Consider the following 13,049-nt stretch of genomic DNA (forward strand, 5'->3'; position numbering starts at 1 on the left):
AATTTGATAGTAATGTTCGCTATTAAATTAGCTCTCAATGGAAGTTGATGTGAAATCGTTACCTTTAATTGGTTGTATTTTATTTTCGTCATCTGCGATGGCGGCGGTATCGGAGTGTATTCGTTTAGATGAATTATCTTCTTCGATTCAGGGTATTCATGATAGTGAAGGTCATAGCTGTTTATTCGTTGAAATTTCCGATAAACAGTATATCCGCCAAGAGGGGGATGGGATCTCAGATATCGTACTTACTGACAGTACTAAAACACCAATCCGTGTTCTGCTGCAAAAAATGCCACACGCAGAGCCTCACTCCGTCTCTTATATTGTCCCTGCTCAGGGGCAATATTATCTCAATTTACAGGGCGCCCCTGCTCAGCCATGGAATCTTAAATTCAACTTATCGAATTACCAGCCTTTGGCGATTGAGGCAGAAAATAAAATTGATAGCCCTAAGTTACAGGCATTGATTGATAAACACCTGAAGGAGAAAACGACAGATGCTTTTTGGCGAGAGGTGAAAGAGCAGGGCACCCCGCTCGTTGAGGAGTATAAGAAAGGGCAGCAGAAAGTCACTTTTTTATGGCGTGGAGCAAAAGCGAATGCTTATATTTTAGGTGCCCCTTCAGGTAACCATGAGACTATGGCTCATATACCGAATACGGATATTTGGTACCGCACTTTTATCGTGCCGAATGATACGTTATCGCAATATAAAATTGCGCCAGATGTGCCAAAAGTGACAGAAGGTGGTTTTGCGCAGCGCAAGGCAATTCTAGCAACAGCACAAGCGGATCCTTTCAACGCACAGGCGATCCCATCACTGCTAAATGATCGCTATAATCGTTTTTCATTATTGTCACTATCACCCGAAAAACGTCAATGTCATTTTGCTCAGATAGAAGGTCATCAACTTAATGGTCAATTGACATCATTTAGCTTCCACAGCAATGTGCTGAATAATGATCGACAAATTTATGTGTATCGCCCTAAGGCGGCCATGAAACAACCTGCCGTATTCGTTTTGTTAGATGGGCAAATCTATCTACAAACATACAAAATGGCTGAGTTTTTTGATAAGTGGATGTCAGAAGGAGCCATACCACCGATGTATGTGGTATTTGTCGATAGCATTAGCTCTGAGCGCAGAAATGTGGAGCTACCACCAAACGCTGAGTTCCCTGCTATGCTTGCTAAAGAGCTTATGCCTGTTTTAGCAACCAAAGGTATTCAAGCGCCTGCAAAATCCACCATTATTGCGGGGTCGAGTTATGGTGGTTTGGGGGCGACTTGGAATGCTCTGTCACATCCTGAATTATTCGGGAATGTGCTCAGTATGTCCGGTTCTTATTGGTGGGCACCTAAAGGCAAAGATCCTGAATGGCTAATCCGCGAAATCGAACAAATGTCGAAAAAACCGTTGCGTTTTTATCTTGAGGCAGGGTTATTCGAACAGCGTGGTAGTTGGGGTGGGATAATCCAAAATCATTATCGATTATTGGATGTGTTAAAGCATAAAGGGTATCAAGTGGAGGCCGAAGAGCTTCCGAGTGGCCATGATTATGTTTCTTGGTGTGAAACCTTATATCAAGGGACTCGTTATTTGATGGCTGAACCACCGAAATAATAATGTCATCTATTAGTGATAGAAAATGCAAAAAGCAGTCTTTATTGGACTGCTTTTTTTCGTCTATTATGACAATCGTCTTCTTTTCGACACAAAAGCGTCATTCAACTGTCATCTAGTAGGATTAGCATGCCAGTCATTATTTGAAGCAATTACATATTTAACTTCTTTTATTGGCAAGGAAATGATTATGATGAATCATTGCATGAAATCGATTCTAGCTGTAGCAGTAAGTTCAATAGTTTTTGGCAGTATTATTCCCGCCTCCGCATCCACGTCTAAAGATGATGCTGCTTTACAACACCGAGCTGCACAAGGTGATATTACCCAATTTGGTGGGGCTCGTCGTTTAACCCAAGAACAAACAGATATTATGAAATCTGCGCTCCATAACGGGCAGGCGAAAAACGTGATTCTGTTTATTGGTGATGGTATGGGCGACTCTGAAATTACCGTCGCACGTAACTATGCAGAAGGCGCAGGTGGTTTCTTTAAAGGCATTGATGCGTTGCCTATCACGGGTCAATATACTCACTATGCATTAGATAAAAAGACGCAAAAGCCGGATTATGTGACAGATTCAGCCGCTTCAGCCACCGCTTGGTCTTCAGGCGTGAAAACCTATAATGGCGCCTTAGGGATAGATGTATTTGGTAAAGACCATGAAACCTTACTTGAAATTGCTAAACGTAATGGTAAAGCGACTGGTAATGTCACGACTTCTGAGTTGCAAGACGCGACACCTGCTGCACAATTTTCTCATGTGACAGGTCGTAAATGTTATGGGCCTGAAGAAACGTCTGAAAAATGTGCAACCAATGCCTTAGAGAATGGTGGTCGTGGTTCAATCACTGAGCAACTACTGGTTACCCGCGCGGATGTCACGTTAGGGGGTGGTGCGAAGAGCTTTAAGCAAGTTGCAAAAGCGGGTGATTACCAAGGTAAAACCTTAGAAGAGCAAGCGAAAGAACGCGGCTTTAATATTGTTCGTGATGCGAAATCCTTAGATGCAGTCACTGTTGCTAACCAAGACAAACCTGTTTTAGGCCTATTCCATGACGGTAATATGGCTGTTGCTTGGGAAGGCCCTAAAGCGACATATCATGGCAATATTGATAATCCGCCGCTTGAGTGTAAACCGAATTCTAAGTTAGATCCAAATGCGCCAACGTTGGCTCAAATGACACAAAAAGCAATCGATCTGTTGCAAACCAACCCTAATGGTTTCTTCTTGCAAGTTGAGAGTGCTTCGATTGATAAACAAGACCATATGGCTAATCCATGTGGTCAAATTGGTGAAACAGTGGCGTTAGATGAGGCCGTACAGGTTGGTTTAGAATTTGCGAAAAAACATGGTGATACATTGGTGATTGTTACTGCTGACCATGCTCATTCTAGCCAAATTATTCCTGAAGGAACCAAGTCTACAGGCTTAACACAAGCATTGATCACAAAAGATGGTTCCGTCATGGTCGTTAACTACGGTAACTCTGAAGAAGATTCACAAGAGCATACCGGATCGCAGTTACGTGTTGCAGCATATGGCCCACATGCTGCTAACGTCATGGGATTGACTGACCAAACCGATTTGTTCTTTACCATGCGTGATGCCATGGGATTGAAACAATAAACCAACCCTGTAAGCTAAACCCTCTATGATAGGAAGTTGTAGAGGGTTTTTTATTTATTGTCTTATCTTCTTTCCCTCGATTTACGCTCTCTTACATTAACTGTTTTGCGTTAATTCATCGATTCAGGTATAAAAAATTATTAGGTGTCTGAGTTCGTTTGAGCTGATTATGAGAGATTAAACGGCTCTATCACCAATACAACGACTGAGTAATTTGTTGTTAACTTTTTGAAAAACAATAAAAACAAGGTATGATTGTACGATTTCATTTAATAAGATAATGTTTTTAGTTATCTAATTAGCTCATCCATCAAGAGTGAGGAAGGCTATTTTCTTCCGCTAAAAAACACTCATATAGTTTTTATCACCATTGTCTTAACTATAACAAATATCACGTCATAGGGTTTCAATGCTGGCACTTTTACATCTTTTATCATCTGTCGCATTGCTGGTTTGGGGGACTCATATTGTCCGTACCGGTATTATGCGGGTTTTTGGTGCTGATCTACGCCGAATTTTAGGGAAAAGCGTCAATCGAAGAACAAGCGCCTTTCTTTCTGGTGTAGGGGTCACCGCATTAGTTCAAAGCAGTAATGCAACAGCATTACTTGTGATCTCTTTTGTTTCTCAGGGGCTAATTTCATTAACGCCTGCAATGGTTATTATGCTTGGTGCCGATGTCGGGACGGCGTTAATGGCGAGGGTGTTAACTTTTGATCTCTCTTGGTTATCGCCTCTGTTAATTCTGGTCGGGGTATCAACCTTTTTGAGCCAGAAGAAAAATAGGGCGGGTCAAATTGGGCGCGTTGGTATTGGGTTAGGCTTAATTTTACTTGCACTACAGTTAATTGTGGCATCGGCAGAGCCGATTACTCATGCTGACGCAGTGAAAGCTATCTTTACCTCGTTGAGTGGCGATGTGGTTTTAGCGCTGCTGGTGGGCGCGCTATTTGCTATGGTGAGCTACTCCAGTTTAGCGGCTGTACTATTAACAGCCACGTTGAGTGCGACAGGCTTAGTACCACTCTACATTAGTTTAAGTATTGTCATTGGCTCCAATATAGGTAGTGGTTTACTCGCGATGATGAGTAGCCGCGGACAAAATGAGATCTCGCGGCAAGTTGTCCTTGGGAGCTTACTATTCAAATTAATTGGTTGTGCCGTCGTGCTACCTTGGGTTAAACCCATTGCACAATGGATTAGCCACTATGGCTTTAATGAAGCCGAAATCGTGATCTATTTTCACGTCTTTTATAACTTAGCTCGCTGTTTAGTCATGCTACCCTTTGTGGGTCCAATGGCGAGGCTATGTAATAAATTAATCCCTATTGTTCCGTCAATGGAGCAAGAAATAGCGCCTCGTTATTTAGATAAAAGCGCATTAGAAACCCCCTCACTTGCTATCGCCAATGCTGTACGAGAAACATTGCGTATGGGAGATGTGCTGGGCGTGATGTTACAGCGCTTTACCGATGTCTTGAATGGCAATAAGGAGCAAAAAAGGGAAATCAGCCGCTTGGAAGAAGAAGTGGATATGCTACATAGCAGCATTAAACTGTATCTCGCACAATTACAACAAAGTGAATTGAGTGAAGAAGATTCAAGGCGTTGGGCTGAAATTATTGATACCGCTTTCAATTTACAGCAATCTTCGACTATCATCCATCGCATGACATCGGAGCTAGTCAAAAAGTCCATTGATAATCGTCGCTCATTTTCTCATGAAGGCTATAAAGAATTGAATTCATTACTTGAGCGATTGCAAGCTAACTTAAATTTAGGGATGTCTGTTTTTGTTTCAGCCGATATTGATAATGCAAAACGTTTACGACGGGCAAAACATCGTTTCCGTCTTATTAACCAGCGTTTTGCTTACGCACATGTGGAAAGGTTGCATGAACAAAATATGCAAAGCTTAGATACTAGCAACTTACATGTGAGCCTACTTGGAGATATGAAACGGTTGAATTCATTATTTTGTGCTGTCGCCTACCATGCTTTAGAAGGTGTAGCAGAGAGTCGTAAAGAACAATTGAGTTTAGAAAATGAGAAAAATACGTGAGTTACAACGTGATGAAATTCCATCCGTTTGGTCAATTGATAGAACAGAATTAATCGAAAATCTCTATCTTCATCAAGATGGAAAGTTGGTGCTATCGGCACAACGTTTTGATATGAAAGGTTGGCCTGAAGGTGAGCCTGAAGCTTATACGCCACATTTACTCGAAAGTTATGATAATGGCGCGGTGTTTATTGGTGTATATGACCAAGATGAGCTAATCGCAGCGGCAAGCCTAGATAACGTCTGGCGTGGCGAAGAACATAATTTACTTCAGTTATCATTTTTGCACGTTAGCCATCGCTATCGAGGTGAAGGCTTAGGTGGAATGTTATTTAATCAGTGTTGTGAGCTAGCGAAAGAGAAGGGAGCCGCTGGGTTGTATGTATCAGCAACACCTTCTGAAAATACAGTGCATTTTTACCAATATATGGGATGTAAGCTACTTGAACGGCCTGATCCTGAATTATTTGCGTTAGAGCCTGAAGATATACATTTTGTGTATCTATTTGATGAATAAGTTATTTTAAGTTTCGATTAAACGCGTGTCGTTTCCTCAACAAAACGGTTGTTTTTTGTTAAAAACAAGATATGATTGATAATCATTATCATTTGTATTGTTGAGGTAGCTATGCCAATAAATGTAACAAAAAGCGCTTATTTACGCCGCTCTGCCGCAGGGTTATGGGGTGTTTTTGCGGTTATTTTGTTGAGCGTGATTTATCTACTCAGCAATATGGGGCTAAATAGCCTGAAAATTATCACTATCGTCACCATGCTGGCGACCGCGGCAATGTTGTTTAATCGAGGCTCGCGGCACTTATTAATTGTTCCTGCTGTTATTGCACTGTTATGTAGTTTGATTGCTTTGGTATTACAACATAATACTTAGTGATGGCGGATAAAAGAGGTGATGACAAAAGCGTTTGTTATTGCACGCAGATGAGTTAGATGGGCAATTTTGAGTCTTGGTGAACGATATTAACAGTGGTGCGAAAGGGGGGACTTGAACCCCCACGCCCGAAGGGCACTAACACCTGAAGCTAGCGCGTCTACCAATTCCGCCACCCTCGCAGGTACTGTTAATTTTCAGCTATTATTGTTAAGTCTAATGTGGACCTTAAAACAGAGAGTCTATCTGGTGCGAAAGGGGGGACTTGAACCCCCACGTCCGAAGGACACTAACACCTGAAGCTAGCGCGTCTACCAATTCCGCCACCCTCGCAATATCAGACACTATCTTGTCGCAATAGCACGCAGCGGATTTTAGGCTAATTTTGCCATTCGTCAATAATTTTTTATTGCACTTTTATTTTTTTGATGTAAAAACGGCCAACAATTATTGATTGGCCGTAATGTAAAAAAGCTTAATGTAATTAACGTTTAATCGCTTGGTAAACTTTAAATTTTCCTGTTTTTGCCAAAACCTCATGGCTACCAAAAGCCTTATCTAACATATCTGGATAAGGTAAAAAGGCATTAGCAACAATACGGAAACGCCCCCCTTTCTTTAGGTATTTTGGCGCTTGGTAAATGATATTTTCAGCCGCGCTATAGTTGGTATTTAAGCCATCATGGAATGGTGGATTGGAGATTATCCAATCAAATTTATCATGAATATCAGAGTAAGCGTCACTTGCAATCACTTTCCCCTTCAGTTGATTCGCTTGCAGTGTTGCAATAGAAGAACGAATAGCCGCGGCGCTAACATCACTTAGGGTCAGTGTAACATCTGGGTTGTGAGTACCCACTACAGCAGCTAATACGCCATTACCACAAGCGAGATCGAGAAGGTTACCGGTAATCGGTTCATTAAGTGTCGAAAGGAGTAAGTCACTACCAATATCTAATTCATTATGGCTGAATACACCAGGTAAAGCGTGAATTTGTACTTCTTCGACTTCATAGCGACGCCACCAACGTGCAATGTCAAAGTGTGTTGGGTGCTCTAATTCACCATAATAAAGTCCACAGCGTCTTGCCGAGTCAATTTTTTGTAATGTTGCAATACCTTCCATAATAGATTCGGCACTTTTTACGCCACTACGATTTTCCCCGACGATAAAAATCTGACTGCCCACCGCAAGGTGAGTACATAAATCATCGAGTTGAAAACAGGCTTCTTGTTTGTTTTTAGGCCAAAAGTAAATTAAGGTATTACAAGGTTGGATAAAATCCGCATCGGCAATAGCAGCAAATTGTGCATTTTCACCCATTAAGCGACTTAGGTTTTGCCAGTGATGATATTGGTTAGTGAGAACTCGTACACTCGCGGCTTCTAAGGTTGCAGCAAATTCATCTTGAATATCACCGGCTAAAATCACGTGTCGATCAGTAAAATGTTCAAGGTGGCGTTGGATAACTTCGCTAGCCGGTGTCAGTAGTGACATACTTTTTATCTCCTAAATACTCTTCATACGTCGAGCCGTCGCGTTGTTGACGCCTAGCTGCAATGCAAATGGTATATAAACTGAATTATTTTGCGCACACTTTATCAGAAAATGGGGAAATAGCATTGCTATGTTGGCGCTATTAATCCGCTTTGATAAGATGTGATTGTTAATATAGCGACTGGAATAAAATTAATGGCACGACGTGACAAGCTTTTAAATCAAATGGGTATCACTCAATGGGTAGTGAGAAACCCTGCTGTATTACGCGGTGAACGTGGTGTAAGAATTCCAGATTCGACTAAGCTTATTATTATTACTGATGAGAACCTCGATTTAAACAGCCTACTGTTAAAAGATATTTTTTTAGCGATGAAAGTGTATCCAACAGATGTGGTTTGTATTAATTCGGAGCAATTGGCGATGCTTCCAACACCAATAACAATAAATTGTTGGGTATTAGGCAGCCAATCTCATCCAGAAGGGTTAAAAACAACCTTTATTTCTCCTGTATTAGATGAGCTGGCAACCAGCAATAGCGCTAAACGGGCACTATGGGAGCAGATTTACCAGTATGACGAAAATTTCAGCACTAAAGCAGTCTGATCTTGCTACTGCGTTCTTAATTGAGAAGTTAAGTCATGATTTTCCTTGGACTGAACGTGTTTTTTATGGCAACCAAGGTGAAAAATATCATAACATAAAAATTTCCGTTAATAATCAGGTTGTTGGTTTTGCAATAACACAGTGTATCCTAGATGAGGCAACACTGTTTAATATTGCTATTCATCCTGATTATCAAGGGAAAGGTTATGGACGTCTTTTGATGGAACAACTGATCACTGATTTAGTTGATAAAGGTATTTTGACATTATGGCTTGAAGTTCGAGAGTCCAATGCAGCTGCATTGCGCCTATATGATAAATTAGGCTTTCATCAAGTTACGGTGCGTAAAGATTATTATCCTGCAAAACAAGGACGCGAAGACGCATTAATTTTGGCTTTAACTCTGTTTAATGACGAATAATTTAGAAGAAAGCTGACTTATTCAATAAAACCACGGCCTAATGGAGGTCGTGGTAAACAATCACTAATATTAGCTTTTCACAATCAGTGGGTCTTGGCTCACCATATTGTATTCAGTTCCTTTTCTGTAGCCAAAAATTCTTACTAATGTCCTGCGGTTATCTTTAACGATATCTCTAGAGTGTAGGCTTATTTTATTATTGATAACAATCATTCTGGATGGCTGTAGATCGACAGCATCAAACGCGAGCTTTTCGGTAATATGATTAAATTTAATGTAGGTATCTTTAATAAATGCTGAGGCGGATGGGTTAACGGAAAAACGCTCCGGATTAAAGTTCATATTCAATTTTCCATCCTTGTTGAGTTCGAGTATGGGAACCTGTTTACCACCTAAGCTCTTGCCTTCACCGGCTGTTTTTGCTGGACGGAAATCAAAGCTATTAGTCGTTAATGCGATAATTTCTTCTAATGACAGCAGGGTGAGAGCATGCTCAATAGAGATCACTTTTGTCGTTTCATATAAAGGATTCCATCGAGCGGTGAGTACAAGAGTCGATGGGGATGGAGAGTGCCCATCAACAACTTTGATTGCAGAATAATAAGGGTCTTCTGTATGAGGTACAATGGCCTTACCAGAATGTGAACTGGTATCAGGATCTTCATTCTGTAATTTTTCGGTACCGCCACCATAAAAATTAGCGACGATTCTAATAATATTTCCGACGTTCTCTTTGTCATACGCAAAGGTTGTTTCATTAAGGAGCGCTAAAATAATCTGTTGTTGTGAGGCTAATTTTAAAATTTCGATATCGGTTTCTAATTCTTGAAGCGTTGGAAATGCCAATTTATCTGGAATAGTTATTGGGCTTCCATCCATGTTAGTATGAATTAATCCCTCGAAAACTAAGTAAGGAATTTTTTCATTAATATAATCATTAATTAATTTTTTATCTTGCCCACTGAATAATGGTAATAATTGAACCGCAACTTCTTCCGCTGCGCCTTGGCTGCCTTTTGCTTGAGGACCGCCATTTAGCGCGAGTTGGCAGGATTTATCATGTAAGAAATTGGCTATTTCTGCTTTGAGAACGATGCGATTAAGGCGATTGTTTTCTGGCATGATCTTATTATTCCTATAATTAATTTTAATAAGTCAATAGAGATCTTATTGATAACGAAGACTATCCAAATCATTAATTAGGAAATAATAAAAAAATAATGATTTTTTGCGAGCGCTTAATGTATTAGTGATTAATAATAAAAAAAAACCACAACATTAACATTGTGGTTTTTTGTTCTCTGATGAGAAATATTATTCTGATAACTTTTCAGGGGTCGGTAAAATAGGTTGATTGAGTATGATTTTATTCTTTTTACGGTATTTTTTTTCTGCTTTTGCTATTTTGATTTCCTCATTAAGCCCTTTGTAAGTTGAATAGCACATGATGAGCATTAATATTGAAAGTGGAATGGCTGTAGCCACTAATGCCGATTGTAAGCCGGATAGACCACCTGTAATGATCAGCACAATCGCGATAGCTGCAATAATCACTCCCCAAATTGTTTTGGTGATATGAGTTGGGTTTGGGTTTCCATTTTCACTCACCATACCCAGAACAAAAACCGCTGAGTTTGCTGAAGTAATAAAAAATACCATGACTAAAACCATTGCCAGTATGCACAGGAAAGTACTCGCAGGAAAGTAATCTAAAAACTTGAAGAAGGCCGAAGTCACATCCGTTTTTACTGCCTCTGCTAACGCTTTTTGCCCCATATTTTGGATCAAATGGATCGCTGATCCTCCCATAACGGCAAACCAAGCAAATGAGCCAAGGACCGGAATGAATACCGCACCAATCATAAATTCTTTAATTGTGCGGCCTTTAGAAATACGCGCAACGAAGCTACCCACTAATGGTGCCCATGCAATCCACCAACCAAAGTAAAACAGAGTCCAGTTAGCGATCCACGTACCATCATTATAAGGCTCTGTGCGAAATGACATACTGACGAAATTTTGTGCGTAGTCACCAATACCTTGGAACAGTACTTTTAAGATGGTTTGTGTTGGGCCGGCAAATAAAATAAATCCCATCAATGCGAAAGCTAGCAACATATTCAGGTTCGATAGGTGTTTGATGGCACCTTGTAAACCTGAAATTGTTGACGTGATATAAATAACGGTGACCACTGCAATGATTGCGATCTGTATCCAGATACTGACAGGCATTCCCCACAAGTAATTCATTCCGCTGTTAACTTGCAGTGTGCCAAAGCCTAGTGAGGTTGCAATCCCAATCACGATCGACAACACAACAATGACATCGACCCATTTACCGATAGACCCTTTGACTTTGTCGCCGATAAGCGGATAGAAAACAGAGCTAAGAGATGAAGGTAGTTTTTTCCTAAATTGAAAAAAAGCTAATGACACACCGACTAATGCATAGCACGCCCAAGCAGAAACTCCCCAGTGTAGATAGACATATTGCATGGCGGTTTTCGCCGCTTGTTCAGTATAGCCTGTTCCAATAGGTGGATTTATATAGTAGGAAACGGGTTCTGCCACTCCCCAAAATACGAGACTGATACCTATTGAAGCACTGAATAGCATGCCTATCCATGTTGCCGTACGGTATTCAGGGCGGTCATTATCATCACCGAGACGAATATGACCAAACTTTGAAAAACCAAGGTACATACAAAAGCTAAAAAAGATAAAGACGGCTCCGAGTATAAACCAACCTAAGTTGTTATAGATAAAACCCAGAGAGGAATTTGAAAATGCTTCGAGTTTGTCAGGTATAAACGCGCCTATGCTGATTAATAGCAGGCTAAAGGCGAGCGATACGTAAAATACAGATTTCTTATTATTCATCATACCTTTTCTCCAGTTGCTCACTTCTTTTTATGTCTTTTAATGAGAGTTGGTTGCAGGGAATGCTACTGTCGGTTTACAGAGAATATCCATGAAAACATTGTGAGGTCAACAATTAATTAACCTAACGTTAACAATATATTTGAGGGTGATTTTATTATCTTGTTGATTTTAAATGGTTAATAAAATTATTCGAGGAGAGATGTAATATTTTGTTTGATCATTATTGAGATCTGGATTAACATCCTCAAAAAATAATGTTAACTATAAGTTTACATAAGTGAGGTAGTTATGAGCAATGCAAAAAAAGTCATTTCGATTAATGATCACCTTGATATTGATAATGCATGGACTATCCCTGCACGTTATTACACTTCCGATGACGTATTTGAATTCGAAAAAGAAAATATCTTTGCTAACTCTTGGGTGTGTGTCGCTCATTGTAGTGAAGTCAAAGAGAAAAATGCCTACATCACTCGTCAGTTGATTGGCGAAAGTCTTGTTATTGTTCGTGGGCGTGATGATGTTTTGCGTGGCTTCTATAATGTATGCCCACACCGCGGTCACCAATTGATCAGTGGTGAAAGCGGTAAAATGAAGAATGTGATCACTTGCCCTTATCACGCTTGGGCATTCAAATTAGATGGCCAGTTGGCTCATGCAACAAACTGCGAGAATGTTAATAATTTTGATGCAGATGCAATGACATTAAGTAGCTTCCATGTTGTTGAGCATGCAGGTTTTATTTATATCAACTTGACTGAAGGTGAACCTCAACCCATCGAGGAGCAATTACCTGGGTTAGCGGAGAAAATGGAAGAAGCCTGTTCAGTGATCCGTGATCTCAAGTTAGCTGCTCGTTTTGTCAGTCATACACCAGCTAACTGGAAAACGATTGTTGATAACTATATTGAGTGTTATCACTGCCCTACGAACCATGTGAGTTTCGCCAGTTCTGTTGACGTCAATGTGTACGAACACCAATTGAATGAGAACTGGACTGTACAAATTGGTAAAGCTAAGCCTTCTGAGTCTTCTTATCAGTTCGATGAATCGGTCGTTAATCCGCGTTTCTTCGGGTTTTGGATTTGGCCAAGCACCATGTTCAATATGCCTCCAGGTGGCGATTTCATGACCGTTATTTATGAATTCCCAGCCAATGCGGGTGAAACCTTACAACATTATGATATTTATTTCTTAAATGAAGAGCTGACGGAATATCAGAAAAATTTAATTGAATGGTATCGCACCGTTTTCCGCCCGGAAGATTTGCGTTTAGTTGAAAGCGTACAAAAAGGATTACGTTCTCGTGGTTATCGCGGACAAGGCCGGATCATGGCAGATAGGCAGCGTAGTGGCATCAGTGAACACGGCGTCGCGCACTTCCATAAGTTAATTGCGACTGCGCATACTGAGTAAAGCTGCCGATCAGGGGA

General features: G+C 40.5%; 11 protein-coding genes and 2 tRNA genes. 8 read left to right on the forward strand and 5 right to left on the reverse strand.

Going from position 1 to position 13,049, the window contains the following annotated elements:
* Nucleotides 1-49: 49 nt before the first annotated feature.
* From M1F03_RS02995 to M1F03_RS03015, 5 genes are all read left to right on the forward strand, one after another.
* A complete protein-coding gene (locus M1F03_RS02995; RefSeq protein WP_247047389.1) occupies nucleotides 50-1,627 on the forward strand; it encodes an alpha/beta hydrolase-fold protein in 1,578 nt (525 codons plus the stop codon).
* 190 nt (nucleotides 1,628-1,817) lie between these two features.
* On the forward strand, nucleotides 1,818-3,257 hold the full coding sequence (phoA, locus tag M1F03_RS03000; protein WP_196713772.1) for an alkaline phosphatase: 1,440 nt from the start codon (nucleotides 1,818-1,820) through the stop codon (nucleotides 3,255-3,257).
* A 409-nt stretch (nucleotides 3,258-3,666) separates the two neighbouring features.
* The gene (locus M1F03_RS03005; RefSeq protein WP_163860663.1) at nucleotides 3,667-5,319 is read left to right on the forward strand and encodes a Na/Pi cotransporter family protein; all 1,653 of its coding nucleotides are present in this window, start codon (nucleotides 3,667-3,669) and stop codon (nucleotides 5,317-5,319) included.
* The gene (locus tag M1F03_RS03010) at nucleotides 5,303-5,836 is read left to right on the forward strand and encodes a GNAT family N-acetyltransferase (RefSeq protein WP_154622777.1); all 534 of its coding nucleotides are present in this window, start codon (nucleotides 5,303-5,305) and stop codon (nucleotides 5,834-5,836) included. Before M1F03_RS03005 ends, M1F03_RS03010 begins: the two co-directional genes overlap by 17 nt.
* A 111-nt stretch (nucleotides 5,837-5,947) precedes the next feature.
* Entirely contained in the window at nucleotides 5,948-6,208 is a 261-nt protein-coding gene (locus M1F03_RS03015; protein ID WP_154622776.1) for a DUF1435 family protein, read from the forward strand.
* A gap of 96 nt (nucleotides 6,209-6,304) precedes the next feature.
* On the opposite strand, the gene M1F03_RS03020 is transcribed toward M1F03_RS03015, so the two are convergent.
* From M1F03_RS03020 to rsmC, 3 genes are all read right to left on the reverse strand, one after another.
* Nucleotides 6,305-6,390 (reverse strand) — tRNA-Leu (locus M1F03_RS03020).
* 65 nt (nucleotides 6,391-6,455) lie between these two features.
* A tRNA-Leu gene (locus M1F03_RS03025) sits at nucleotides 6,456-6,541 on the reverse strand.
* Between the two features lie 151 nt (nucleotides 6,542-6,692).
* Nucleotides 6,693-7,706 (reverse strand): 16S rRNA (guanine(1207)-N(2))-methyltransferase RsmC, encoded by a 1,014-nt coding sequence (gene rsmC / locus M1F03_RS03030; protein ID WP_154622775.1) that lies wholly within the window; start codon nucleotides 7,704-7,706, stop codon nucleotides 6,693-6,695.
* A gap of 195 nt (nucleotides 7,707-7,901) precedes the next feature.
* On the opposite strand from rsmC, the gene M1F03_RS03035 reads away from it, so the two are divergent.
* Both M1F03_RS03035 and rimI read left to right on the forward strand, forming a co-directional pair.
* Complete coding sequence (locus tag M1F03_RS03035; protein WP_154622774.1) at nucleotides 7,902-8,312, forward strand: DNA polymerase III subunit psi; 411 nt, start codon at nucleotides 7,902-7,904, stop codon at nucleotides 8,310-8,312.
* Nucleotides 8,281-8,733, forward strand: a complete 453-nt coding sequence (gene rimI / locus M1F03_RS03040) for a ribosomal protein S18-alanine N-acetyltransferase (protein WP_163860664.1) — start codon at nucleotides 8,281-8,283, stop codon at nucleotides 8,731-8,733. Before M1F03_RS03035 ends, rimI begins: the two co-directional genes overlap by 32 nt.
* Before the next feature lie 69 nt (nucleotides 8,734-8,802).
* On the opposite strand, the gene M1F03_RS03045 is transcribed toward rimI, so the two are convergent.
* Nucleotides 8,803-9,855 (reverse strand): hypothetical protein, encoded by a 1,053-nt coding sequence (locus M1F03_RS03045; RefSeq protein WP_251465061.1) that lies wholly within the window; start codon nucleotides 9,853-9,855, stop codon nucleotides 8,803-8,805.
* 192 nt (nucleotides 9,856-10,047) lie between these two features.
* On the reverse strand, nucleotides 10,048-11,616 hold the full coding sequence (locus M1F03_RS03050; protein ID WP_196713777.1) for a BCCT family transporter: 1,569 nt from the start codon (nucleotides 11,614-11,616) through the stop codon (nucleotides 10,048-10,050).
* Nucleotides 11,617-11,904: 288 nt separating this feature from the next.
* Between M1F03_RS03050 and M1F03_RS03055 the strand changes: the two genes are divergently transcribed.
* Complete coding sequence (locus M1F03_RS03055) at nucleotides 11,905-13,032, forward strand: aromatic ring-hydroxylating oxygenase subunit alpha (protein WP_154622171.1); 1,128 nt, start codon at nucleotides 11,905-11,907, stop codon at nucleotides 13,030-13,032.
* Nucleotides 13,033-13,049: the final 17 nt, after the last annotated feature.

It is taken from the genome of Providencia sp. PROV080 (genome assembly GCF_033688105.1).
In the GTDB taxonomy this organism is placed as follows: domain Bacteria; phylum Pseudomonadota; class Gammaproteobacteria; order Enterobacterales; family Enterobacteriaceae; genus Providencia; species Providencia zhejiangensis.

Bases quoted from the DNA above. Each gene is read 5' to 3' on its own strand.
- M1F03_RS03015 (WP_154622776.1), top strand. From the start codon at position 5,948: ATGCCAATAAATGTAACAAAAAGCGCTTATTTACGCCGCTCTGCCGCA.
- M1F03_RS03055 (WP_154622171.1), top strand. From the start codon at position 11,905: ATGAGCAATGCAAAAAAAGTCATTTCGATTAATGATCACCTTGATATT.
- rimI (WP_163860664.1), top strand. From the start codon at position 8,281: ATGACGAAAATTTCAGCACTAAAGCAGTCTGATCTTGCTACTGCGTTC.
- rsmC (WP_154622775.1), bottom strand. From the start codon at position 7,706: ATGTCACTACTGACACCGGCTAGCGAAGTTATCCAACGCCACCTTGAA.
- M1F03_RS03045 (WP_251465061.1), bottom strand. From the start codon at position 9,855: ATGCCAGAAAACAATCGCCTTAATCGCATCGTTCTCAAAGCAGAAATA.
- M1F03_RS03010 (WP_154622777.1), top strand. From the start codon at position 5,303: ATGAGAAAAATACGTGAGTTACAACGTGATGAAATTCCATCCGTTTGG.
- M1F03_RS03005 (WP_163860663.1), top strand. From the start codon at position 3,667: ATGCTGGCACTTTTACATCTTTTATCATCTGTCGCATTGCTGGTTTGG.
- phoA (WP_196713772.1), top strand. From the start codon at position 1,818: ATGATGAATCATTGCATGAAATCGATTCTAGCTGTAGCAGTAAGTTCA.
- M1F03_RS03035 (WP_154622774.1), top strand. From the start codon at position 7,902: ATGGCACGACGTGACAAGCTTTTAAATCAAATGGGTATCACTCAATGG.
- M1F03_RS03050 (WP_196713777.1), bottom strand. From the start codon at position 11,616: ATGATGAATAATAAGAAATCTGTATTTTACGTATCGCTCGCCTTTAGC.